The 24,920-nt window shown below is 52.6% G+C and carries 22 protein-coding genes and 1 pseudogene; 4 read left to right on the top strand and 19 right to left on the bottom strand.

Annotated features, from left to right (window positions below; translation table 11 throughout):
- Window positions 1–20 precede the first annotated feature (20 nt).
- Together nusB and efp are read right to left on the bottom strand one after the other, a co-directional pair.
- A complete protein-coding gene (gene nusB / locus VCU37_RS05335; protein WP_336249601.1) occupies window positions 21–500 on the bottom strand; it encodes a transcription antitermination factor NusB in 480 nt (159 codons plus the stop codon).
- A 7-nt stretch (window positions 501–507) separates the two neighbouring features.
- Window positions 508–1,065, bottom strand: coding sequence for an elongation factor P (gene efp / locus VCU37_RS05330; RefSeq protein WP_336249600.1), 558 nt, complete (start codon window positions 1,063–1,065; stop codon window positions 508–510).
- Between efp and VCU37_RS05325 the strand changes: the two genes are divergently transcribed.
- Genes VCU37_RS05325 through VCU37_RS05310 form a run of 4 tightly spaced genes read left to right on the top strand, consistent with a single transcriptional unit; the run spans window position 1,064 to window position 4,247 of the window.
- The gene (locus tag VCU37_RS05325; RefSeq protein WP_336249599.1) at window positions 1,064–1,195 is read left to right on the top strand and encodes a hypothetical protein; all 132 of its coding nucleotides are present in this window, start codon (window positions 1,064–1,066) and stop codon (window positions 1,193–1,195) included. The genes efp and VCU37_RS05325 overlap by 2 nt on opposite strands.
- A 58-nt stretch (window positions 1,196–1,253) precedes the next feature.
- Window positions 1,254–2,057, top strand: coding sequence for a hydroxyethylthiazole kinase (gene thiM, locus VCU37_RS05320; protein ID WP_336249598.1), 804 nt, complete (start codon window positions 1,254–1,256; stop codon window positions 2,055–2,057).
- On the top strand, window positions 2,054–2,716 hold the full coding sequence (gene thiE / locus VCU37_RS05315) for a thiamine phosphate synthase (RefSeq protein WP_336249597.1): 663 nt from the start codon (window positions 2,054–2,056) through the stop codon (window positions 2,714–2,716). The genes thiM and thiE overlap by 4 nt, the downstream gene beginning before the upstream one ends.
- Window positions 2,717–2,765: 49 nt before the next feature.
- Entirely contained in the window at window positions 2,766–4,247 is a 1,482-nt protein-coding gene (locus tag VCU37_RS05310; protein ID WP_336249596.1) for a bifunctional hydroxymethylpyrimidine kinase/phosphomethylpyrimidine kinase, read from the top strand.
- A 43-nt stretch (window positions 4,248–4,290) separates the two neighbouring features.
- On the opposite strand, the gene aroB is transcribed toward VCU37_RS05310, so the two are convergent.
- The 17 genes and pseudogenes from aroB to VCU37_RS05225 form a co-directional block, all read right to left on the bottom strand.
- Window positions 4,291–5,385 carry a 3-dehydroquinate synthase gene (gene aroB / locus VCU37_RS05305; RefSeq protein ID WP_336249595.1) on the bottom strand — a complete coding sequence of 365 codons (1,095 nt, stop codon included), beginning with the start codon at window positions 5,383–5,385 and terminating at the stop codon, window positions 4,291–4,293.
- Entirely contained in the window at window positions 5,382–5,948 is a 567-nt protein-coding gene (locus tag VCU37_RS05300; protein ID WP_336249594.1) for a shikimate kinase, read from the bottom strand. Before VCU37_RS05300 ends, aroB begins: the two co-directional genes overlap by 4 nt.
- A gap of 175 nt (window positions 5,949–6,123) precedes the next feature.
- A pseudogene (gene aroC / locus VCU37_RS05295) lies at window positions 6,124–7,287 on the bottom strand (chorismate synthase); the annotation flags it as partial.
- Window positions 7,288–7,337: 50 nt separating this feature from the next.
- Window positions 7,338–8,198: a hypothetical protein gene (locus VCU37_RS05290; RefSeq protein ID WP_336249593.1), complete on the bottom strand. Its 861-nt coding sequence runs from the start codon at window positions 8,196–8,198 to the stop codon at window positions 7,338–7,340.
- Window positions 8,198–8,893 (bottom strand): type IV pilus inner membrane component PilO, encoded by a 696-nt coding sequence (locus VCU37_RS05285; protein ID WP_336249592.1) that lies wholly within the window; start codon window positions 8,891–8,893, stop codon window positions 8,198–8,200. The genes VCU37_RS05290 and VCU37_RS05285 overlap by 1 nt, the downstream gene beginning before the upstream one ends.
- Window positions 8,894–8,896: 3 nt before the next feature.
- Window positions 8,897–9,760, bottom strand: a complete 864-nt coding sequence (locus VCU37_RS05280) for a hypothetical protein (RefSeq protein WP_336249591.1) — start codon at window positions 9,758–9,760, stop codon at window positions 8,897–8,899.
- Window positions 9,760–10,854 carry a type IV pilus assembly protein PilM gene (gene pilM, locus VCU37_RS05275; RefSeq protein WP_336249590.1) on the bottom strand — a complete coding sequence of 365 codons (1,095 nt, stop codon included), beginning with the start codon at window positions 10,852–10,854 and terminating at the stop codon, window positions 9,760–9,762. The genes VCU37_RS05280 and pilM overlap by 1 nt, the downstream gene beginning before the upstream one ends.
- 91 nt (window positions 10,855–10,945) lie before the next feature.
- On the bottom strand, window positions 10,946–11,410 hold the full coding sequence (locus tag VCU37_RS05270) for a prepilin-type N-terminal cleavage/methylation domain-containing protein (protein WP_336249589.1): 465 nt from the start codon (window positions 11,408–11,410) through the stop codon (window positions 10,946–10,948).
- Window positions 11,411–11,498: 88 nt separating this feature from the next.
- Window positions 11,499–11,975: a type II secretion system protein gene (locus VCU37_RS05265; protein WP_336249588.1), complete on the bottom strand. Its 477-nt coding sequence runs from the start codon at window positions 11,973–11,975 to the stop codon at window positions 11,499–11,501.
- Between the two features lie 150 nt (window positions 11,976–12,125).
- Entirely contained in the window at window positions 12,126–14,306 is a 2,181-nt protein-coding gene (locus VCU37_RS05260) for a type IV pilus modification PilV family protein (protein WP_336249587.1), read from the bottom strand.
- A gap of 43 nt (window positions 14,307–14,349) precedes the next feature.
- The gene (locus tag VCU37_RS05255) at window positions 14,350–15,126 is read right to left on the bottom strand and encodes a PulJ/GspJ family protein (RefSeq protein ID WP_336249586.1); all 777 of its coding nucleotides are present in this window, start codon (window positions 15,124–15,126) and stop codon (window positions 14,350–14,352) included.
- Window positions 15,123–17,009 (bottom strand): type IV pilus modification PilV family protein, encoded by a 1,887-nt coding sequence (locus tag VCU37_RS05250; RefSeq protein WP_336249585.1) that lies wholly within the window; start codon window positions 17,007–17,009, stop codon window positions 15,123–15,125. Before VCU37_RS05250 ends, VCU37_RS05255 begins: the two co-directional genes overlap by 4 nt.
- 180 nt (window positions 17,010–17,189) lie before the next feature.
- Window positions 17,190–19,325 carry a type IV pilus modification PilV family protein gene (locus tag VCU37_RS05245; RefSeq protein ID WP_336249584.1) on the bottom strand — a complete coding sequence of 712 codons (2,136 nt, stop codon included), beginning with the start codon at window positions 19,323–19,325 and terminating at the stop codon, window positions 17,190–17,192.
- Window positions 19,294–20,088, bottom strand: coding sequence for a PulJ/GspJ family protein (locus VCU37_RS05240; RefSeq protein WP_336249583.1), 795 nt, complete (start codon window positions 20,086–20,088; stop codon window positions 19,294–19,296). The genes VCU37_RS05245 and VCU37_RS05240 overlap by 32 nt, the downstream gene beginning before the upstream one ends.
- Before the next feature lie 3 nt (window positions 20,089–20,091).
- Window positions 20,092–22,524: a type IV pilus modification PilV family protein gene (locus VCU37_RS05235; protein ID WP_336249582.1), complete on the bottom strand. Its 2,433-nt coding sequence runs from the start codon at window positions 22,522–22,524 to the stop codon at window positions 20,092–20,094.
- A gap of 11 nt (window positions 22,525–22,535) precedes the next feature.
- Window positions 22,536–23,762 carry a type II secretion system F family protein gene (locus tag VCU37_RS05230; protein WP_336249581.1) on the bottom strand — a complete coding sequence of 409 codons (1,227 nt, stop codon included), beginning with the start codon at window positions 23,760–23,762 and terminating at the stop codon, window positions 22,536–22,538.
- 11 nt (window positions 23,763–23,773) lie between these two features.
- Window positions 23,774–24,898 carry a type IV pilus twitching motility protein PilT gene (locus VCU37_RS05225; RefSeq protein ID WP_336249580.1) on the bottom strand — a complete coding sequence of 375 codons (1,125 nt, stop codon included), beginning with the start codon at window positions 24,896–24,898 and terminating at the stop codon, window positions 23,774–23,776.
- Between the last annotated feature and the right edge of the window lie 22 nt (window positions 24,899–24,920).

The raw sequence follows: 24,920 nt of genomic DNA, 5'->3' as shown, positions 1-24,920 counted from the left end.
GGCCGCTCCTCAGTACTGGGCTAATCTTCTCCAGATGGTTCTAGGTCAGTACTATCGGCCTCTTCTACTGACGCTGTAGCAGATTCCTCATCTCGGGCTTGGAGTTCTCGTTGAATAGCGCCCAATACCCCATTAACGAACCGCGGGCTTTCCGGCCCACCCAGTTCACCAACCAGGTTGACCGCTTCATTAATGGCAACTTCGAATGGCACATCTCCAAAGGCCATTTCCGCAATGGCGAGTCGCATCGCATTACGGTCAACTCCGGCTAACCGTTTAAGCATCCACCCATCAGCGTGGGACGCAATCATCCGGTCAATCGCCTTTCGATTGTCCTCGTACAAGGCGATCATAATTTTGGCATCAGTCGATACCGGTCCGCTAACCGGGCTGGTGCCACCAGTTTTTTCGAGCAGGGTCGACGCACTCACGCCTCGAACGTCCGCGGCAAACATGACGTTCAAGGCCTGGTGGCGTGCTTCGTGGCGTGTGATACTCACAGCTACCTCATGCGCGACTGACGTAATCTCCGGTGCGGGTATCGACTTTCACCGATTCACCAATATTCAAAAACAGGGGTACTTGGATTTCTGCCCCCGTTTCTAAAACAGCAGGCTTCGTGGCGCCACTGGCTCGGTCACCGGCGAGTCCTGGCTCAGTTTGGGTAATTTCAAGAATGACGTTGGGTGCCAAGTCGTAGTCGATCACTTCACCGTCGTGGAAAACAAGCTCAACCGTATCGCTCTCTTTGAGCCATTTCATTGCATCGGCAATCACGCTGGCTGCCACGTTGATCTGGTCATAGGTTGTGGTATCCATAAAGACATAGGCGTCACCCTCTTGATACAGATACTGCAACGTTGATCGCGTCACAATGGCTTGTTCAACGTCTTCACCGGCCCGGAAGGTCCGATCAACGTTTTTCCCGTCTGGGATGCCCTTTAATTTTGTGCGTACAAAGGCAGGGCCTTTACCCGGCTTGACATGCTGGAAGTACTCGACTTTCCAGAGCTTGTCGTCGATTTTAAGCGTCATGCCGTTTTTCAAGTTATTGGTACTAACCATGGTTCTCCTAGACGGGTTGTTCAGTGATATGAAAGTTTATGCGGTAGCTGCTCGTATCGCCTTGGTGCTGGGCTATAGTGAACCACGTACTGAACGCGCGTTGGCGCGATTGGCACGGGGTGCCGGATAGACCGGCTGAGAGAATACCCGTCGAACCTGCTGGCGCGAACAGCGCGGAAGGGATTGTCATGAGTCTAACCAGCAACGACCTTGGGGCTGTGTTACAAGCGGTTCACGACCAAGAACCGCTCGTTCAATGCATCACTAATGTGGTTGTCACAAATTTCACTGCTAATAGCTTGCTTGCCCTCGGCGCAAGCGCCGCCATGGCTGATTTGCCCGATGAAGCCGGACGTTTTGCTGAATTAGCCAGTGGCCTCCTCATCAACCTCGGAACGCCATATAAGGAACAGCGTGCAGGCATGTTGGAGGCGGTACGCCATGCAGACCAGGCACAAACACCCTGGGTACTTGACCCGGTAGCTGTCGGAGCATTGCCAGTCCGTACCAAACTGATCGAACCACTCTTGAGCTTTTCGCCAACGATTATTCGCGGCAACGCTTCAGAGATTGCCTTTTGTGCCGGTATCGGATCGGGTGGACGTGGTGTTGATGCCACGACCACCGTCGATGCCGTGGCTGAAGCCGCAACCACCTTTGCACACGAACAAGATTGTGTGTTGGCGATCAGTGGACCCATAGACGTCATTATCGCCCCCGATGGTCGGTTAGCCCGTATCGACAATGGCTCAGCGCTGCTCACTAAAGTCACGGGTGGAGGGTGTGCACTTGGTGCCGTGCTTGCGGCCTGTGCCGGTGTTACTGATGATCCCTTTATCGCCGCAGTGACCGGCACGGCATTGTGGGGTGTAGCTGCTGATCGAGCTGCGGCGCGTACGACAGGGCCAGGTTCATTTGCCGTAGCGCTGTTAGATGAAGTCGCCGCTCTCACTCCTGAATCACTTGCTGAAGGGGTGAATCTAACGACATGATTGACTGGTCGATTTATCTTGTAACCGACCCCGACCAGTGCGCCCAAATGGGCCGGAGCGTACCCGAAGTCGCCGGCTTAGCTGCACGGGCAGGTGCTCGCGTGGTCCAAGTTCGTGCTAAGGCACTCGACGGCGGGGCATTCCTCACCCAGGTGTTAGAAACTGCTGAGGCGATCGCTGAGACAGATGCAATCCTTATCGTCAATGACCGTATCGACGTCTTTCTCGCTGCACGGGCGGCATTAGCCGGGTCATCCGCACATGTCGATGGGGTGCATATCGGTCAGTCTGATTTACCGGCTGAAGCCGTTCGGGCGTTAATCGGTCCTGATGCCCTTCTTGGGTTGAGTACCTCTACCCTGGCCGAGGTTCACGCGGCAAACCAGTCACCAGCCGGTATCGACCTTCAAGGGATCGGTCCCTTCCGTGCAACCCCAACAAAGGCCGAAGCCTCCTATAGCATCGGCGTTGAGGGGATTCGTGCACTCACCGAGGCCGCAACCACCCCGACGGTAGCTATCGGTGGGGTCAAAGCAACTGACGTTGCAGCCTTACGTGGCGCCGGGGTGAGCGGTGTTGCGGTCGTATCGGCCATCTGTCTCGCCCCTGATGTTACGGATGCAACCGATGCGCTGGTTCGTTCGTGGAGAACCCCATGATGCTGCACCTCCAAACCGCAACCCTTTGATGTAGAACCGGAGTAAGAACATGAGTATTGCCAATGTGCTCAGCATTGCCGGAACCGACCCATCTGGGGGTGCCGGACTCTTTGCTGATTTAAAGTCCTTTAGCGCCTTGGGTGTCTATGGCATGGGTGCGATCACCGCGCTCACGGCACAAAACACACAAGGTGTGGCAGGTATCCATCGCCCCTCTCAAACCTTTTTGGCCCAGCAACTCAATGTGCTCGCCGACGATGTTCGTATAGACGCCGTGAAAACCGGCATGCTCTTTGACACTGACATCATTGAGGTTGTTGCAGCGTGGTTAGACCGAACCAACCCACCCATTGTGGTCCTTGACCCAGTCATGGTTGCCACAAGTGGTGACGCCCTCTTACAACCTGAAGCTGAAGATGCGCTTACCAATGTGGTATCTCAGGCAACGGTCATTACACCGAATATTCCTGAGTTAGCCGTCCTGGCAAGCCGATTAGGTGAACAGGTATCCCCAGCAACAACCATTGATGAAGCCCTTGCTCAAGCGGTGACCGTTGCCAATAGCACTGGCACGTTAGTTGTCGCCAAGGGTGGTCATGTGCCGGGTGGGCAAGTTGTCGATGCCTTGGTGATGCCCGATGGAACCATCACGCAATTCCACGGTCCCCGTGTGGATACGAACAATACCCACGGGACAGGTTGTTCGTTATCATCAGCGATGGCAGCACTCGCGGCGAAAGATGTGATAGACGGTCGTAATCTTGATTGGAAAGCCGTGCTTGCGCGTGCAAAACATTGGATGACGGTTTCGTTATTGGCTGCCGATGAATTATCGGTGGGCAATGGTCACGGCCCTATCCATCATTTTGCGTACCAGTGGGCACAGGCAGGTACCGAGCCACGATTGAACGGTGACCAGCTACTTAGCCTATGGTGGGACCGGATTGGCCAACTCCGCAAAGATATTGATGCCCTGGACTTTGTGCGGGCCTTAGGTGACGGGACACTTGCACAGGAACGCTTTATCACCTACCAAATCCAAGATGCGCTTTACCTCAGCACCTATGCCCGAGTCCTTGCTTCTGCAGCGGCGATAGCGCCAGATCGGTCCGCCCAAGCCTTCTGGGCGAAGGGCGCAAATGAATGTATCGAAGTTGAAATGACCCTCCACGACGCATGGATCCCCGAAGGGTCAGAGAACACCCCGATGGATGCTGTCACCACCGGCTATACCAACCACCTCCTGAGTCGAGCTCAACTGGGGCATTATGGGGAACTCATTGCCGCAATTCTTCCCTGCTATTGGCTTTATCAAGATATTGGCGACCGGCTCACGGCTCATAACCACCCTGACCACACCTTTCACAATTGGTTAACGATGTATGGCGATCCGGCTTTCGCAGAGGCAACACTCCAAGCCAAAACTCTTGTCGTTGATGCCTTGGACGCGGCGAGTGACACTGACCGCAAACGCATGTGGGAAGCCTTTTACGAAAGCTGCATATGGGAATATCGCTTCTTTGATCGATGACAAGGAAGCCTTGCCGTTACCTTATGTGACCCTGTACCGTCAGCTACGCCAAGATGTTGAGCGCATCAAGGATGACCTGGCGGTCTGGGTTCGTCACGACTTCGACCTGCCCGAGTCCGATGGGGAGCACAAAGCGTGTTTCCCCTGGCCGGTTCTTCTTATCCCGACTCAGTACAGAAAAGAGTTCGTATGGTTCGGCGACTTGGGCGAAATACTGGCCGAGCCGTGTTGGCAGCCCAAGACGACTCAGGAGGCCTTGGGTGTGAGCAACCAATTCGGTGTCTGCCATCCCCAAAAGGGCACCCATTTGTGCTGCCACAATCATGCCAAGACCAACCGCTTCACCGTGTAACCAGGTACCGTATCCACAGCGTTGTTCGATGGCGTGGCCTATGGTGTGCCCATAGTTCAAGTGTGCACGGATCCCGTGTTCAAAGGGGTCTTGCACAATGTGATCCACCTTGATTTGCGCACTACGGGCAATCAGTTCGGTGTAGACATCAACCGGCACCCGCACCTCGCCAGCAAGGGATTGCGCGTAGGTGGTGAGTAAATCAGCGATACGTACATCAGCGATATACGCATATTTAGCCATTTCACCCAACCCCGCTCGGCGTTGTCGCCCATCGAGGGTGGCCAATACCATCGGGTCGATAATAACTGCGGCTGGTTGGTGGAAGGCTCCCACAAGGTTTTTGCCGGCGGTAAGGTTTATCCCGGTTTTCCCACCAATGGATGAATCGACCATGGCGAGGACTGTCGTTGGTACCTGTATTACCGGCATCCCACGGTTGTAGGTTGCCCCAGCAAACCCGGCCATATCTCCGATAACGCCTCCACCAATCGCAACCAACTGGTCTTGACGTCCAGCAGCAATCGTTGCCAGCGATTCCCAAATCGTGGTCACCTGCTCAATGGTTTTATTCGCTTCACCGTCATCAATAATGATTGTGTGGAGTTCACGGTCAGCCAATCCTGCAGCGATCTTCTGCCCATACTGGTGGTGCAAATAGGCGTTCGTAACCGTGATGACCTTACCTGCCTGGTCAGGCAAATACGCTCCAAGGCGTTGTATTGCGCCGGATTCAACAGTGATTGTGTGCTCGTGACCGGCAAGGGGAACGTGAATCGTTGTCATGGGTGTTTAGGAGGACGGTGGCCAATGATACGTAGAATCTCGGTGATAACGGCTTCTCCGCTTTGTCCGCCATCCACACGAATAATGTGATGAGCCGCACTTCGATACGCCTCGTCACGGGCATCACGCAGATCATTGACGCGCCGGTGCAGTTCATCCGCACTTGTTGCGTCAGCTAATAGAGGCCGGTGTGCACGACTCACACGGCTTCCCATACGCCCCACGAGAATGTCAGGTTCTACATCAAGCCAAAAAATGGTCCCGTTTTTGCGTAAGACTGCGGTGTTAGCTTTGTTTAATACGGTGCCACCACCAACCGCGATAACTTGACCGCGTTGTTGACAAATCCGACTAACTGTTTCAGCTTCGGCTCGCCGAAACCCGTCTTCACCGTCTTGGGCAAAGATCTCTGCGATGGTTTTACCAGTGTCAACCTCAACCTGGGCGTCAGTGTCGATGAATGGGCGACCTAGACGTTTTGCGAGGCGTAAGCCAGTGGTGCTTTTTCCGGCTCCCATGAGGCCGATCAGCACAAGGTTTGCTGGTGCAGCGTTGCCACTCATGGTTCTATTGTGAATCAGTTTGTATCGCCGTGTTGGATTGGGGAGGAGCCGCTGCACCAAAACGGTCTTGATGATCACCACGTCCACCTTCCGGGGTGAGGTAGTGACCACCCGCTACGGGGTCTCCTTGGACAACCGTGGTGGCTTGCCCGCGTGGTCGCCACGTGGTGGACCTATAGGCAGCCAAATTACGTTTAACTTCGTCCAGGCTATCCCCACCGGTCTTTTCGAGTAGGAACGTGGCGAGGGTTTGAGCGACGACAGCTTCACACACCACACCGGCACGGGGAACGGCGCACACATCGGATCGCTGGGTGACGGCCTGTGCGGCCTCTCCGGTTGCTAAGTCAACGGTGGGGAGTGGGCGCATCAAACTGGCCAATGGTTTCATGTGGGCTTGGACAGCCAGTACGCCGCCAGTGCTCATTCCCCCTTCGACCCCACCGGCGCGTTGGCCTTCGCGGTTCACCACCCAAGGCCGATCAGGATCAGGCATCATCGCATCGTGGGCCATACTGCCAGGCACCGTAGCTACCGCTTGGCCGAGCCCAAACCCAATGGCTTTCATCGCTTGGATACTCATCAGACCTCCGGCGATTGCGGCATCAAGTTTGCGGTCGGCATGAACGTGGCTCCCTAGTCCGATGGGGAGGCCATAGGCCAGTACTTCAACGGTGCCACCCACCGTGTCAAGGTTCGCTTTGGCCTGTTCGATACGCTCAATCATTGCCTGTGCGGTCGGTGGGTGAATACAGCGAACGCTATCTGCATCAATCACCGATAGGTCGTCGGGGGTGGGTATCGGCACATCATCAGGAATGGACACTCCCCCAATGGTGCGCACGTGGCTGAGGACCTCAATCCCAACTTCGTGTAAGAGTTTGCGCGCAAAATATGCCAGAGCAACCCGCATCGCGGTTTCTCGGGCACTGGCCCGTTCGAGAATGTCACGGACATCATCACGGTCATATTTCACTACCCCGACAAGGTCAGCATGGCCGGGTCGTGGCCGGGTCAGCATGGCACCGCGGCCAGTTTGATGGAGTGCCTCCAGGTCTTCTGGGGTATCAACACCCATGGCATCGACCCATTTCGGCCATTCGGTATTGTGAATGACCACGGCGATGGGGCTGCCTAGCGTTTGACCGTGACGGACCCCACCTAAGATGTCAAATTGGTCTTGTTCAAAGACCATACGAGGGCTTGCCCCATACCCCAATCGACGGCGAGCGAGTGCGACGGCCAGTTCATCACGGTTAACGGGGACACCAGCCGGCATCCCTTCAAGAATGCCGACAAGGGCAGGCCCGTGACTTTCTCCTGCTGTCAATACCCGCATTGCCTAGGCCTCCTCCGTTGTGACTGGAACGCCTAGGGTAGCTGATGGGGCTATTTGTCGATGACCTGACCGGCGCAGATACTGAACCGGCTATCACCAAACAGCATCGTGGCACAGTCTTTACCGTCAGTTGTTTGGACACTCAGCAACTTGAATCGTTGGGCGAATTGTTCACCAACGCTCGGGTTGTAGTCCACCCCATTCACGGTTACGACCGCTTTGTTCGCCGGGTCAACGGACTGCAACCGAACCCGTGTGGCGCCTACTTCAACCTGGCCACCGGCACCAGTGCCAGCACTATTTGACGTGCCGTTATTGGAACCAGTTCCACCTGGAGAAACGGGTACCGCTGACGGACTTGCCGAGTTGCTCGCACCCGGTGCAGCAGGGACCGCTGTGGGTGTACCGGTACCAGGGCGACTTGGTACCGGCGAACGGCCATCACTTGATGGTGGCGTGATCGCAGCGGGAGGCAGCGTAGGACGGTTCAACCCGTCACTTCCACCTTGGCTGGTATTTGATCCACCATCAAACTGGTCACGGGCACCACCACGTTCACCTTCTTCACCCTGGCGGATGAGCTGTTCAAAGGGGTTTCGGGAGGTGTACACCTCAAAGGTTTCTGGTAATACCTGGCCACTCTGGTCCCCTTCTGCTGGTGTCCCATCTAGTGGGGCATCAGGAGACGCAGTTGCGCCATCGCCTTGTCCGTCAGCCGGAACGTCGCTAGCGCTGGCACCGTCGGTGGGTGCCAAGGTCACTTCAGCGCTCGGTGCTTGGGCAACATCGTTAGCGCCTGTCGTCTGTGGCGCCAGAACAAACGTGTAGAGGGCGTAGATGGCGGCACCGAGAATAGCCAGCCCACCCACAATCAAGATAACTGGGGATACTGAACGATTGTCATCAGCCATTACTGACCTCCCGCATCAGGAGTTGGCGGTGTGGCCGGTGCACCAGATTCACCGGGTGCTGGTGTTGCGCCATCAGAGGGTGAGGCACTCGGCTCAGGTGTCGGGATACCGTTATTCGCATTATCAGAGCCTTCGGGACGGTAGAAATACATCACGGATTCCATGCCCATGCTCATCGTCTCCCCACCAGTGGACTCATCGCTCTGGGGGCTGAGATTCACGCTCTGGGTGATCATGGCACGTCCAAGTTGAAACTCGATACGGCGCAAAAAGTCGATGAGGCGGAAGTAGTCGCCTTTCACAGTCGTTGAGACGGTCATCTCAGAGAGTTGCAACCCGTTATAGGGTTCTGCACCTTCCACATCGGCCGGTGCACCAAAACTCAAGTCTGTTACCTCAACGGAGGCGCTGTCGGCCACACCTTGCATACTCGCCAAGAACCCGGGCTGGTCTGGGCCGTCGGGTAAGAAGGAGGAAATACGGTTGAGCTGGGCGCGGGTGCGCACCTGGTTGGCTTGAAGGTCCTTTAACATGCTGATTTCAGCTTGCAAGGTGGCTTCTTGCTGTTGCAGATTTTGTTGCTCACTCGATAGGTCAGCTTGTTCTTGTAGCTGTGGTCCGATAAAGAAGAAGTAGGTTGCAAAGCCAACAAGGATGACCAGTGCCAGCGTGATTAAGGGTGCCTTGACATTCATGGCTTATTCCCCTGTCTCCGGTAGACCGTTACGGTAACGCCCAGTTAACGCCGCGGGGCCAATCTTGATATTGGTGGAGAACTGGCTCTTGGTGAGCTCCTCAACGGTGGTTGATGCTGAGCCAGCCAATACCCCTTCAGCCTTGGTGGCACTAGTTGAGGACAAAAAGACATCGGAGTACGAGAGCACTTCATCAAAACGGGCGAGGACAGATTCCACACCAGGGCTGTACTTTTCGATGGAGTAGCCCTCGATGCTGATATCCCCTATGGAGATAGGGGGCTTGGGCGGTTCGTTGGGATCAGGCGTTGCCCCTTCACTGGGTACCACGCTCGGATCATTACTCGTGCTCACCGCGTAGGCGGCTGCCGGTTCGATGTTCGCTGAGAACCCTTCCAGGGTTGCGGTTGCCGGCACCGTCATTGATAAATCGTTGAGCATACGTGCCCATGACACTTCACTGGACATGACGAGCTTGAGGTTGTCGTTGGCGTTCGCCAAGCGGTCAGCCTGTGCCTTGAACTCATTCAGCGCCGTCACCTGAGACTGCAGGGTATCCACGCGTACTTTTTGGGCGTCACGTTCAGCAATCATTTCTTGGGTATGACGCCAAACGAGAGCTGATCCTAACGCCATCGCCGAGATGCAGAGGGTGCCTGCGATAATACTGATCTGGAGCACCCGCTTAGAGCGTCGAGCATCAGCATAACGCGGCGGAAGGAGAATAACCCCAACGCTGGTTGGGCCAACTGGGACCGTGTGTTTTTTCCGGCCAAGGGAAAACCGTGTCGTGGTTTCTTCGGACGGCTGGCTGGGTGACTGATCAGGTGCATCGTCACCTTTGGGTTTGCGCAAAGAGAAAGCCATTAGTTCACCGGCGCACTCGTCAGCCCGACTGCCAGCGGCAAGAAGGGGTCGGCCGCCGAGAGGGTGGCCTGGTCAGCTAAGACATGCGAAGTATCCAACAAGTTAAGGGTACTGCCATACATCACGTTCAGGTTGATTTGACGTGCAAGGGTGTCGCCTAACCCAATCATCAGGGCACCTCCACCACTCAGCACAATGTCGGCGAGTTCAACGGCATTTCCAGATGTGCGATAGAAATTGATGGAGTTCTGGATCTCATCACTAAAGGCGAGTAGATGATTTTGAATGATGCGCCCAAACTGCCCATTGGGGTCAACCTGTTCCATCTTCAACCGTTCAGCCTGCTCTGGATTTAATGATCCAGTATCGGCAAGTGCATCCGTGATTGTCTGTCCACCCATCATGATCGTGCGTACGAATCGTGGAAGCCCACCGCTCACCACCACCACGAGTGTCAATGTGGCTCCAACGTGGACCAACACGTGCCCAGGGGTCCGCGGCGGGGCACTCCCCGTGGCATCGTAGGGCACCGTTTGGTTTGCCATGATGTCAAAATCAAGTTGGGCAAGGCCATTGGCATAGGCCCGTGTGAGCGCAAAGCCATCCAAGTCAACAGCCGCTGGAATGAGGCCCGCAAACTCAATCACATCGGTGAGCTGGTCAACATAGTCACGGGCCACCGCCACGAGAAGGCCGTTCATCGCAACGCCTTGTTCGGTCGCCGTTGTACCCAGGTACTGATAATCCATATAGGTATCTTCGGGTGCCATCGGCAAGGATTCGCGGGCATGGAGAGCCAGGTTCGCTTTGATCTGATCGAGTGGCATCTCCGGCAAATTCAATGCACGGGTGACCACTTGCTGGCTCGCTACCCCCACGGCGGCACGCGATGAAGAAAAGGCTTGTTGCTCCCATAATTGCCGGACCGCATCGGAGACGATTTGTATGTCTAAAATCTTGCCCTCGGCACACACCCCGGCAGGTAGGCGAACCTGGCCCAGTCGCAGGAGCGACGGAACCGGACCAGTGTGGTCAATCTCTACGGCTCGAACGGCGGTGGCGCCAATATCTAAGCCAATAAGTGTTTTAGCCAAAATGCCTGTCTTTATGGTTCGAGTTGTGGTTTAGGGAGAGCATAGAAGATGCCCGGTTATATGTCGTGCACCTTAAGCAGAACTTGAGGGTTTATTGTAATTGCACCCAGCCCGGTCCACTTACATTTAATGCCGCCTCACAGCCTTCTTCTGGAATCCAGTGTGAAATACTGCCCGTAATATGCGTATATTCAACATGTTGATTTGGGACATGTTTTGATTCTAAACAGAAGTTATAGCCCAAACGCCCCGGTTCTGCCTTATACCAGGCCGTGAGATTTTCTGAACGGAATGGGTCTTCTTGGGTAAAGTTGACCGTCTCATCAGTTGAGGCTGCGGGATCACCATAGGCGATAGATCGCGGATACAAGCCTCGATACTTCGTACTATTTGCCACCACCGCAACCATCAAGTTATGGGCGGCACTCATCACCTCAGCTTGACGCGCCCGTGACCGCTGGTGAAGAAACACAGGCGTCGAAATAACGGCCAAAATGCCAATAATTAAAATCACTACCAGGATCTCAATTAGCGTATAGCCATGTTCCGTTTGCATAACAGTTCCAATAAAAGATAAGGACAGCACTTCTGTGCTGTCCTTATCGGTTCCTTAAAGCCAACCTTTAGGGTTGGAAATACTCCGACTACTTACAACCATTAAGTGCTGTGGCATCAGCGGGAGCTGCACCCAAAGCAGTTGGGCTTGGCTGAATGCCACCCTTCTGGGAGTCATAGATGTATTCCTTGGGGGTGTTGTACAGCTTGGACGCGGCACAGACCTTGAACTCACCAGGGTTGGTAGCGTCAGCCTTGTAGGCGACGACAACGTCGGTGGCCTTGTAGGCCTTGGCAACTTCAGCTTGCAGACCCGGTGATGGAGACGCTGCATTAGCAGGGATAACCGTGCCATCAGACGGCGCCTTACCACCATTGGCGGTTGTTTCGGCGGCCACGTTCACGGCAACGTTGCGGGCAGCCGTTTCAGCAGCAGCATCCCAGGCGCGTGAACGCTGGCTCAAGAAGGCCGGGATTGCAATAGCGCTCAAGATGCCAATAATCAAGATGACAACCAACAGCTCGATGAGCGTAAAGCCGTCTTCATCCTTGAATTCGTGTTTCATAATTGTCCTTTATAAGTACGGGGTTGTGATGGGCCATCCTGGCCCGTTCACGCCTTGCCGGTGCAAGTGCTAGGCATGTCTACGGCAGACGTGTCAAGAGCTTGAGCATAATTTTTTGTGAATAATAGGTTCGCTCAAATCCCTTGAAATCTACGGATTATACTGGTGGTCGGCGCTCAAGTGAGCATCCCCGCCTACTTCAGCAAATCCTGTCAATCGATATGCAGTCACGCTCAATCCGGTAAATCCGGGTGGGAGGCTGCGCTCAAGGCGCGTGTCGTTGATGTAGGAGGCGTTGAGCCCGTGCATCTTGACCTCCCCTGCTGCGGTCTCATAATCAATGTGCAACAGAGGAGCATACCTGCTGAACACCGCTCCTGTCACCGTTGCCGCAATCGCACCAGAACTGGACGGCCCCGTAACGGTGACTGGCCGATCATGCATCAGGGGATTCTCAAGTAAGAACGCACCCGTTTCTGCCACGATCACCCCATCAAACAACGGCATGGTCAGCCAACTTTGTTTGGTTGGGATCGTGGTTCGGTCAACCGAGGAACTCGCTGGTCCTAACGCATCGGGCATATTGAGCCAGCCACGCAACTCAGCGTTGGACCACGGCCCCTGGTTATTCTCAAAGGCGCTTCTCCCCCGTGGTTTCAATTCATTGAGTTGAACCGGCAGGATAAACGGGGTACGGGGATAGCGGTAATACCGTTCGTTGGGGCGATTCTTGGCGTTACGAAAGGGGGGGTTATAAATGAATACGTTGCGCTGGGCCACAAGCCCCAGCTCATCATCGCTATTGGACGGAATCGCGTTTGTCGCCATATCTCGGTCGCTATAGCGAATACCGCCGGTCAAATAGATATTGTCCTCAGCGGTAAAGGTTTTGCGCTTTGCTGCTAACCCCTCAATAAATAGATCACCATTGCGGCAGTCATAGGGTGAAAGCTCTGTTCCAAGTAAGGGGTCACTATCATCACGGTTTGCGGGAAACCCAACACCCGTGTAGTTGCCCCAGCCATCGTTATCGCCTATGACTCGACTCTCACAGTCACGCTGTGGTGGAATGCGCTCAACCACAAAGATCGCATCGGTGGGCACATTGGTTAGCCGAACCCACGTGGTGGGATGGGTGGGGGTCAGCAACTGCCCGGCATTGGCTTCAGCAAACATCACGTCAGGCCGGGTGAGGTCGCGCAGACGCCCGTAGAACTGGTCAGCTACCTGGGCACACCACGGCGCACTGCCCTGATTAAAAGCGGCAGGGGTGTGCGGACTCCGCACGTACACATCATCACCGTGAAGGACCACTTGGGTGGATCCCATGAAGCGGCACACCTGCTCAGGCTTGGCGGTCCGTCGCAACTCTTTGAACTGGGCCGGTGGTGAGGTACGCCCACCATCCGTGGGCAGCAAGCTAAGAAACGTTTGTCGCCCCTGGGCACGCGCAGCATCTTGATTGTAGGTGCGAGGTTTCCGTGAATGAGTGCCAAAGTCAATCTTGCTGGCCGCAACCGAATCATTTGCAGTACCACCAACGATTTCCAATGATTGCGTGATCAGTGGCCAATCCGATATGCCGGTTCGCTGGCTTTGCGCGCTCCCAAAGAGGCCTTGCGTGCCATGTACCGTGAAGGGTGCCCCGGTAACAAGGTCACCAGAAACCCGGTCAAACCGATTCATATAGGGGCGAAAACAGTTCATCCACCGTTGTCGCTGAGGGATTTGGCTCTGGTTATCACACTGGGTTTCATAGTCAGATAAGGACAAATACCCACCAGCAGCGTTCACCGCCATCTGCCCTTGGGCGTCTCCTGACTGACGAAATTGGTCGATATAGGCGTAGCCTGCCGCATTGGTATATGGCCGTTCAACGGCGAGGGCCACACTCCCCTTTGACTTGCGTGAAATACGGTACTCAACCGAACGAAAAATGGTGGCGTGCGCATTAGCACGACCGGTCACCCTGAAAATAACGCCGGTAGGATCGCTCCGTAACACATCGTAGGTAAATTGTTCATCGTTCCGATCTGAAACCCGAACCCACTGCGCAAAAGCTGACTGTTTGACAATTTCAGGGAACTGCGGTGATGATAGGGCGTTCCGATCAAGGAGCGGTTTTGTTTTGGCTGCGTTCCACTCATCGAACTGGGCGTAGGCATTCAACCGATTCATAAAATCGTTGGCACCGGCCTCTACCGCTGAGTAGGACTTCGTTCGTTGTGTAGAAATATCATTTGACCGTATGGCAAATCGCGCAATGCCAATAAGCATCAAACTCACAGCCGAGAAAAGGACCATCGCACCGAGCACGAGGGGCAGACTCATACCCCGTTCATCAGGCCGTTGAGCACTCCTCGGCCCATACCGCCTAGCGCACACGCCCATATTGGGTCTCCCAACAGGTATTTTTCCAATTCGTGGTACGTTCACCCGTGACGGGGTCATTGGGCTGTATCTGCTCCATCAAACGAACCCACGCCCCAGCATGGCGAGCCTGCTTGGAGCGAACATTGTCCTTGCCTTTGCTATAGAGCTGCACTTGAAGTCCAACGATGGATTTTCGGCCTTCAACCGTTTGCAGTTCCTTATTCGTTAACGACGCAAAGCAGTTACCATACGGATTCTTAGGGTCAAAATCATAATCCCACTTGTAATAGCGGAAAATGTAGTACCCAGGGAGCAGGTTGCTGTAAATAACATGCTCTTTGCCTGTATCGGGATCGACCTGATAGAGCACCCCTTTACGGGCGCGATAATGCACCCAGTGGGGGGCTTGTCCAAACCCAGAGCTCCCATAGGTTAAGAACTTAATTTCTGACGCATTCGCAATTGCCAGATGCGGGTCGTCAGGCCGATCAGGATTAACCGTTGCACCGCGAATATTGGTTGAAATAACGTCGAGCGCATACTTAGCGCCAGCAGAGTCTTCGGCATGCTCAGCAATGCGGGTATAGATATTGCCAACCGTAATAAATGAGGTAAACACCAACACGCCAACAATAGAAGTGATCGCAATCACCACGAGCAATTCAACGAGCGTGAACCCACGATCAGCTATCTCAGGTTGGTTGATCCCCTGGGGACTTTGCTGTGAACGTAATTTATGAACAGATGGCGCACCCGTACTGCTCGTCAATCTACTCATTCCAGGGCACACCCTTCAAGGACTGGGCCACGAGGTTCACCGATGTAATATCCCACATTCAACTGATTTCGTTGAAACCAGTCGAGATAATTGTTGCCTGCGCGATATCCACTCAGGGTGTATACACCTCTAAGATCAAAGAGTTCATGTCGTTCGGCGCCGGCGCGAATGCACTCTTTTTCACCTTGGGCATTAATGCAGCTCAGCGAACAACTCGACCGTGCACGCATTGCGGTTTGCCCGGCCTCATTCACCTCAGTCATGGTTGGGGCATAAAAGTCATAGGTGTAGAGCCCATACGGAAAGGCAACCAGGAGTTGTTCCGAATAACCACGCAGGTTGGTACGTGAAAGCCACCCAAGGTGGAATGGCGGGGTATCGGTACACCCACTAAAGTCACGCTTATTCTCGCTCCGTAATTGATGGCTCCCAAACCGGGCATCGTCACCGATGTCATAAATATTTTTGACGACAACGGAATACGTCGAGTTGTAATCGAACAGTCGCTCTGGTCGATCCACCCCGTCTATAGCAGCAGGCCACATCGGGAGACGAAGGATAAAGGGAAGATCAGGCTTCCAGTTCGCCTCCGTATTTCCATCGACGGTTTTGATAGCCCCGTGCCGGTCACTTCCAGACATAATGCAAGACCCAACAACAAGGCGTTGCGCTACCCCACGTTTGGGGCGAGGCAATTCAACAATCGGCCAGTCGGCTTCTTCAACATAGGCATACTCACTCGCATGAAAATCTCCATCAGCCCATGTCGCTAATGGGCGAATGGTTTGCCTTGTCCCCTGCTGCTCGACAAGAGAAATAGGAATGGTATCAGGTAGCAAATAGTTGAAATGGACAGTCTCACCCAGTACATCATCCCATTTCGGCTTACATTGCATGTAATACTGCCATTTATTGCTGGAATCTAACAAGATCTCTTCAGCATGCGTGAGATACCCCTTATTCTGAAGTTCTGCACGCCCCTCCTCACCACGGCGGGCAATACGATCAATGCTCTCAATACCACGGTGTTCACCAACACGAATTGGTGTACGCATACGCAACAACCGTGGCTGCACGCAGTCAGCATGGGTGGCCCCCACCATTTGAGGAATGACCATGACCTGCCGCTTCGGCGTTAAGTCATATTCCACCAATCGGTTGCCACCAGGTACCAACGTGACATTTCCAAAGTAATCACTTTTTTGCGACAGTGTTTCAGTGAAGTTCTTAGTTACAAATGTAATTGGGACCTCTGGTTCATTTATACCGATAAAGGTGACACAGCCCTTTTTAGTTAAACCAGCCTGTTCTGTTGCAGTGCCCTTTCGCAATACAACGCGGATAGGCCCAGATTCTGCTTCTTTATACGGTGTGCGATTGATTCCGTCATAAACGTTAAACTTCACCGTCAAACTTGATTCCGTCACAATTGAATCGTCATCACGGCTTAAGAGGAAACTCGTGGTGTAACGGTCTCGACTTTCCTTGTGTGAGGGTGTCACCGTGACGGTCACCTTAATTAAGTCCGACGCCGACGTATGTTTCCCGATAACGGTGTCACACGCATCGCGCAACTCATAAATATTGCTCACCGGCTCAATTTCACGTTCTATTCGATAGGCACGGCCATCACCCCATGCCAACCGGTAATCGCGCTTCCGCTTCACCTTACCGTTGGAATCAAAGGCCCAACGACTGACCGGCACGGTCAATAAACGCTCAATCGAATCTTGCGCAATGGTGGCTGCGGTAATCCCTGCATCACTCCGAATAACCTGCCGAACACTAGTGACGACAACGGTGGCAACCATCGAAAGCACGATTGACAAAATCACCATTGACACCACAACTTCCATGAGGCTAATCCCAGCCTCATGGGGCATTGCCTTTGAGCGGCGAACCAACGTCTACCCCCTGTTCCATGCATTGAGATCCAATTGTCAACCAACGCAGGCGCAGATGGATTGGCCTCTCAACCATCCAACACGCCTACTTATCAGTCATCGGATGTTTCAGGGCAAAGATAAGACTTTAGTTAGTTTTATTTGGAAATGAGGCGTGTATCACTTTGGATCAAGGTGATCTGAGAATACTTCCGCATAGTTTGTCAGCCGATAGGCGGAGTCATTATGCCCGGAGAATCCTGGAGGGAGACGCTTCGTGAATCGGTCATCAAAGATGTACCGATGGGTCAGCCCGTACACCTCCACACCGCCATTGCGAGTATTTCGATCCAAGTGCATAACCGGTGAATACCGTGAATACACGCTCCCCGTCACCGTGACCTGCATCGGTTTCTCTCCACTTGAATACACAGCTGGCCTGCTTTCAAGGCTGTTCATATTCTCTAAAAAGAACGAGCCCTGCTCCGCAATGATGGCTGCGTCATAATACGGTAAGGCAAGCCAATATGGCTGGTCAGGTACTTTGACCAGCGTGGGATCTGCAAGAATATCACCAGGTTTGGTGGGCATTCGTTTCCAATCCGCAGGAAAGCTGTAGGTCCCTTGCCCGCCCCGGTCATTTCCGTTAATGTCCTTTTCCCGCGTCGGCAATGCGTAGGGTGTACGTGGCATTTTGCCACAGAGCCCACACCCACTCCCCTGTGGAGGATTGGGGTTATAAATAATGACATTGCGTTGGGCTAACAGACCAAGAAAGTCATCTGAGTTAGCGGGGAGGGAATTGTCATTTTGCCGGTCGGTATAGCGAATGCCTCCGGTCAAATAAATATTGTCCTCTGCCGCGAAGGTCCTGCGGAAGGCGGTGGCTCCTTCAATAAAAAGGTCACCATTCGCACAGTTGTAGTTCCGTTGTTGACCAGGTTCACCAGAAGATACCGAAGGTGGACCGCCGGGGAATCCCAAGCCATTTGACTTACCCGCCGGATTGGCCCCTTCAAGTGCACTGGCATTGCAGGAACCTACGGCGTGCTTGATGATAAACAATGCGTCATTCGGTAAGCCGTCAAATTTAACCCACGAGCTTTCATCCATCGGTCGGAGATAGCCCCCAGCTCGAATCTTATCTTTAGTAATATCTGGTCCTTGTGTTCGTTTAGTACGATCACGCAATAGCGGTGTCTTATTTTTGCACCACTCATTCGCCCGATCATTAAACGTCGGTGGGGTGTGTGGACTCCTTACATAGATCTCATCACCATATAAGATGACCTGAGTAGCTCCTGCAAACTTACAGGTATCGTAGATATCTTCTGAACTACTTACTTCAATATAGTTTGCCGACGGAGACCCAATCGTTTCGTCATACGGGAAGTAAGTTACCTTCTTACGACCCCGCATCGCTGCAGCCTCTAAGTCACCGTAATAGTTAAACTTACGGTCCTCAAAATTAGAAGGGTGTGTGAAACGATCCTTTTGACTATTAAAAATAGTGATTGATCCAGATACTTTGGGATACTCATTGATATCTGTTACTTTATTCAAAAATGACTTATAGCCATGAATCGTAAACGGGGCACCGGTGATATAATTACCTTCGACCATGTCCACGCCATTCCAATAGGGGCGCCAACAGTCATACCAACGGCTGATACCTTCTTGGCCGCAATAGTGGTCATACTCTGAAACGGTATATCGACGGCCAGAACGATTGGTACCCATCCACCCTTGGGGATGGTGGGAAGTGTTATCCAATTTTGCCTGCTGGGCATAGGCATCAACACTTGCATACCCGTACACGGCGGTGTACGCCACAGCACTGTCACTATTACGTGAAACACGATACTCGACCGAACGCTTGAGCCCATTCTGGTTACTCGAGCGACCCGTTGAACGAATAATTAGACCGTTGTTGTTACCAATAACGTTATAGGTGTATTGACCATTGGATGAGCCTTTTACATCCACCCACCGGGCCAACGCAGAGTCTTTAACAATGCTAGGCAGTGACTTGGCCTTTGCGGGGTTATTGCGGAACGTTGCGGTACGATCTGCCGTCCAACTGTCGAACGAAGCATAGGCATTGAGACGGTTGACGTAGTCCTGGGCACCGGCTTCGGCAGCCGCAAGTGCCTCAGTACGCTGCAATGCATAATCACTGTGCCGAACAGAAATGACGGCAACACCAATCAACAACGTGATCATCACCGAAAAGAGCAACATGGCTCCCAAGACCAACGGCAAGCTGATCCCGCTCTCATCACGCTTAATTGTCATCGAAAATCTCCCAGCAGCCACGCGGCCAACCTTTAATTAATGCACCTGTTTCGGGGTCTTTCGGATCAATAAACTCTCCAATACGAACCCACTTCGTATGTTCTTGTGGTTCCTGAAGTTTACTGTTCGTTTTATCATGCAAATGGAAACTAATTTTTATGCCCGCGATTGCATCTCGGGCATGAATTCCAATCCGGCCATCGTTATCTAAAACAACTTCACCATTTTCCAGAGTTGGTTTGACTGCAAATTCATGTGCTTCAATTTTTCTGAAACACTTATTTGAACCACCGTACTTCTTTGGATCAGCCCAGGTGTAATATTCAAATATTTCATTATCTAAAATACCATCAATTACCATACGAGATTGAGCAGTTTTATCTGTAACAATGGTGTCACCGGGATAGCGAACTTGGCGCAATTCATCGTTAATAAGTTGGTAGGACATGAGTATCGGCTTATTCGAGAGACCAACGCCACTATGTGTAAAAAAGACAATGCCACTTGGTGATGCACTGACAATACGGCCTAAACCAGCATTATTAGGGACAGCACCACGCACATTGAGCGATATTTCGTCAAGTGCTTGTTGACCACTCACGAATTCTTCGGTGCGCTCAGTCACTCTGGTCACGATGTTGCCCACCATAATGACTGTCGCGAGGACAAGGCCGCCAATGATGGACGCAATAAGCATCGTGACCATCAGCTCGGTGAGGGTTAACCCATCCTCACCGGCTGCAATGTTATTCCTCTGGGATGATTGAGTTGGACGCTTCATCATGATCTAGTCGTCATAGTCGTCGTAATAGCCGTTCCGACGGTTCTGATCGTTGTAGTCCTCATCACTGACGGGGTTACCAAACTCGTCGCATATGTACTCGACACCGCCATAGTCATTCTCTCTCCAGCAACGGGAAGGATCGTAGCCTTGCCCACCACCAGGGTTTCGCCCACCACCGGAGTTACCACCACCAGGGTTACGCCCACCACCGGAGTTACCACCACCAGGGTTACGCCCACCACCGGAGTTACCACCACCAGGGTTACGCCCACCACCGGAGTTACCACCACCGGAGTTACCACCACCAGCGCGTGGATCCGTTACCCCAGGGTTACCCGGCTTCTTGTCATCATGGGGGTTGTAACCATCTCTGGTGTAGTCACGATCATCTTCACTTTCCTTACCTCGCCCCAATGGGCAGTGGCGGAAGTCACCTGTATGGGCCTCGCAGGCATCCAAAATAGGCCCGCGTGGTAAGGGGTTGCGATTTCGGCGGATTGAAGTCCACTCATAGAAGTAACGTAAATAGCCGCCTCCGTATTTTTTCGACGCTCCCCAAAAGTCAGGGTCACGTTCCCAAAGTTTCGGCCGATACGGGACTCGAACATCCGTTTGGAATACGGTTATTTCCGGACCACCAGACACAATGCACGTCCGTGACCCGGCGTACCTGTCGGAACGTTTTTGGGGGTAGCACGTATTCCGTGTTTTGGTGACCTTCAGCTTTTGATCATTCAACTCCTGTTCATCTGGAGCAAAAATTGCGTAGGTAAATAGACCGTAGGGCAACGCCATACGTATCTGCATGTAGTTATTGTCTAGATCTACGCCTTGTAACCAGCCCACATCAAAGACAGGCGTATCTTGGCACCCGCTATACCAGTCTTCGTAGACGCCTTGGATGCGCCGATCTCCCCAGTCACGATCCTGCAATCCACTATCTTTCAGGTTTTTAATCACCAGGGGTAGATAGCCTTCAAGATCTGGATCCAAGACCTTAGGTTTGTACCAGCCTTCAAGTGGGATATTCCACATAGGAACCTTGACGATTTCTGGACTGCCGTTGGAAGCACTCGCAATCGTGGCACTAGAAACCGTGGTAATAGCACCATTTTCCTGTGATTTATTCATCAGACAAGATCCCACCATGATGTGGTGGTCACGCCGACTCTTAATATCACTATCAAACCCAAGGATGGGCCATTCACCTTCTTCAAGCCACGGCATACCGGGGACCGGAGCAAATGACGTTTCTGACCAGAACCCTAACGGGCGAACGCGATCACTCCTTGAAGCTTTCGTATCGACCTCTGAAATAGGAATAGTGTCAGGAAGGAGATACCAATAACTAAAATCTTCTGATCGATTGCTCTTACTCCGTTGACAGACCATGTAGTACTGCGGACGCTGAGCAGATACTAGGCGGCTTCTATCTGCTGCCGTGCGGTCACGCTCGTTTTTCGCCCCTATTTGTGAAACCTTTTCTTGACTCATGCGTGCGATATCACTTAGTGACTTCACTGCACGATTCTGAGGCGCAGCAATCGGCGTATTCATTTTGATTAGACGAGGAACAGCGCATTGTTCACGTAACGTACCCTGAATATCGGGTACCACCTGAATCTGAGCTGCTTTCTGTAATTCAAACTTCAATTCACGGTTACCACCGGAAATCAGATTGACTCGGCCCGAATACCGTGTTTTGTCATATGAAGTGAGACGATACCCATTTAAACGAAACTGAATAAGTGGAGATTTCCCGTCAATTTCCAAGAAGGTGATACACCCAGTTTTAGTGTCACCAGCATGCTTATGGGTTACTACACGACCATTATTAGCTAAAAACTTATCCTCAACATCAATATGAATCGGGCCACCATCTCGCTGCTCGTCATAGGGGCGTTTACCGCCCTTACCGTCAACGATTTCGAATCGAACGGTGACCGACGATTTCAAGAATGATGCATTCCCATCACGGGTAATAAACGTTGTTGTCGTATATTCATCCTGGTAAGGGCCGGTATCAGTTGACACTGTTAGCGTCAGGCGAACCATGTCAGCTTCTGAGACGCGGTGGCCAACTACCGCAGGGCAGGTGTCTTTAATATCTAAATTACTTTTGACTTTATCGAGCTCACGTTTGACGGTGTATGTCAACCCGTCAGTCCAGGTGATATGTTCAGTAATGCTGGGTTTTAGGTTGTTATTTGAGTCAAAGCCCCACTCTTTCACCGGAACAGCGATGAGGCGGTCAATCTGCTCTTGTGCAATGAGCGCGGCGTTTGAGGTGGCTTCACTCCGCGCAACTGTACGCAAACTATTGGCAATCAAACTTGCCACCATTGCCGTAACAATGGACAAAATGACCATTGATACGACAACTTCGATGAGGCTGATCCCAGCTTCACTATCCCGTTGATTACCTAGTCTTCTCACGGTTTAAACTCTTAACCTTGTAGCTGATTCATAAGTGTGAACATTGGCAAATACATACCCACAACCATCGTCCCGACGATACCGCCAAGGACTACGATCATGAGTGGTTCGAGGGCGCTTGCCATGTTGTCTGCAATCGTGTCAACTTCTTCGTCGTAGTAGTCAGCAACTTTTTCCAACATGATGTCGCTATTCCCGGTTTCTTCGCCAACGGCCATCATTTGCACCATCATCTGAGGGAACCATTGATTACCGACCAAACGACTACTCACTGATTCACCTTCACGAACTGCCTGGATGACAGGTTCGAGTGCATCTTCAATAACGGGTTGTCCCAGCGTTTCTTTAGTAATGTCTAGTGCTGTGACCACAGCTACGCCCGCGCGGAGCAAACTGCCGAAGTTACGGCTGAACCGCGCGATAGCAACCTTTTGCAAGAGCGGTCCAAACACCGGAATACTCAGAAAAATAGGGCTAACGATTTCACGATACCGGTCTGTTTTACGCACTTTTGAGTGGATAAATCCCAGGATAACGAGCACAAGGATGACCCAGATTCCCTTGGTGCGGAGTACATCACTCGCTGCGACCATCATGCGCGTCAGGAGGGGGAGCTGGCCACCAACCATATCGAAGAGACTTTGGAACTGGGGTACCACAAAAATCAACATGGCACCCGTTAACAAAATACTGAGAACGAGTACCACAATCGGATAGGTCATGGCCCCCGTTACTTTGCGTTTCAGCGCAAGTTCCTTTTCCATAGTGTCGGCAACACGTAGCAGCACTTCATCAAGCTGACCGGCGACCTCACCGGCTTGGGTCATGGACACAAAGAGCGGGGGGAACTCTTTGTGTTTGCCCATCGCCTGACTCAACGTTTGTCCTCCGCGAACATCAGCCCCAACGTCGTTGAGCACATCACGAAGTTTTGGGTTGGTTGTCTGGGCGGACATGATATTGAGGGCACGCACGATAGGGAGACCACTGTTAATCATCGTGGCGAATTGGCGACAAAAAACGCTCAGGTCTTTTAACCCCACCCGCTGCAAGAACCCAAGATTGATTTCTGTCTGGGCGAGACTGGCTTTCTTTTCCTCAAGGGAAACAGGTCGATAGCCAAGTTCAATGAGTTTTTCACTTACGGCAGCCTGATTTGGCCCCGACATGGAGCCCTTCTTTTGTTGACCGTTCGGGTCAAGTACGACATACGTGAAGGTTTTCGTTGTTGCTGCCATCGTTATTCCTCTTAGTGCAACTTAAGGTCTTCAGGACTGTGTGCGCGTGCCTTTGCGTCATCCATAGAAATCTGGTGTTCACGAACTAAACGAGCCAAACTCTGGTCCATGCTCACCATGCCATAACGGGCCCCGCTGGCGATAGCGGAGAACATCTGGTACGTCTTATTTTCGCGAATAAGGTTGCGAATCGCACTCGTGGCTACCATCACTTCGGCTGCGACCACGCGCCCTTTACCGTCGGTCTTGCGAACCAACTGCTGACAGACAATGCCTTGGAGTGTGTTACTCAACATCACTCGAATCTGGTCTTGCTGATCGGGTGGGAACACGTCGATGATACGGTCAACACTCTGGGGTGCGTCCTGGGTGTGCAATGTGCCAAATACCAGGTGGCCGGTTTCAGCCGCAGTTAAGCAGAGCTGAATGGTCTCAAGGTCACGAAGCTCGCCTACCAGAATCACGTCAGGGTCCTGACGCAAAACGTGTTTCAATGCGGCCTTGAAACTCTTGGTATCCAACCCCAATTCACGTTGATTGACGACCGCTTTCTTGTGGTTATGCAAGAATTCAATCGGGTCTTCAATTGTCATGATGTGAAGGGGTTTCTTCTCATTGATCATGTCAATCATTGCAGCCAGCGTTGTGGACTTACCCGAACCGGTAGCTCCAGTGACCAGAATAAGGCCACGGTGGAGGTTCGTGAACTCCTTCACCGACTCAGGTAACCCAAGGGTGTCAAAGTTGGGAACAACAGAGGGAATCGTACGCATAACTGCGCCGATTGAAGCTCGCTGCTGGAACACGTTGACACGGAAGCGACCGATATTGTCCTCAGCGTGGGCAAAGTCTAATTCCAACTGGTCTTCAAACGCAGCGCGTTGCCAGGGCCGCATGATGTTGTACAACACCGCTCGTAACGTCTGGTCAGTTAACACGTTCAACCCTGGAACTGGCGTGAGTTCAGAGTGCAAGCGGATAACTGGTGGACGTCCCGCCGTGAGGTGCAAGTCAGATGCACCTAAATCAACAAGATGCTTTAAGAGCTTCGGAAAGTTCTGTGGAGTTAAATTCACGCCTTGGGGCGATGGATTCTCCTGATTATTAGCAAATTTTGGAGGTGTAAAAGAACTCATACGTGTCCTAAGGTAGAGAGTC

This window comes from Stomatohabitans albus (assembly GCF_036336025.1).
Taxonomy (GTDB): Bacteria; Actinomycetota; Nitriliruptoria; order Euzebyales; family Euzebyaceae; genus Stomatohabitans; species Stomatohabitans albus.
Note: the sequence above shows the minus strand (reverse complement) of the source record. Positions and strands in the feature narration are given on the sequence as shown.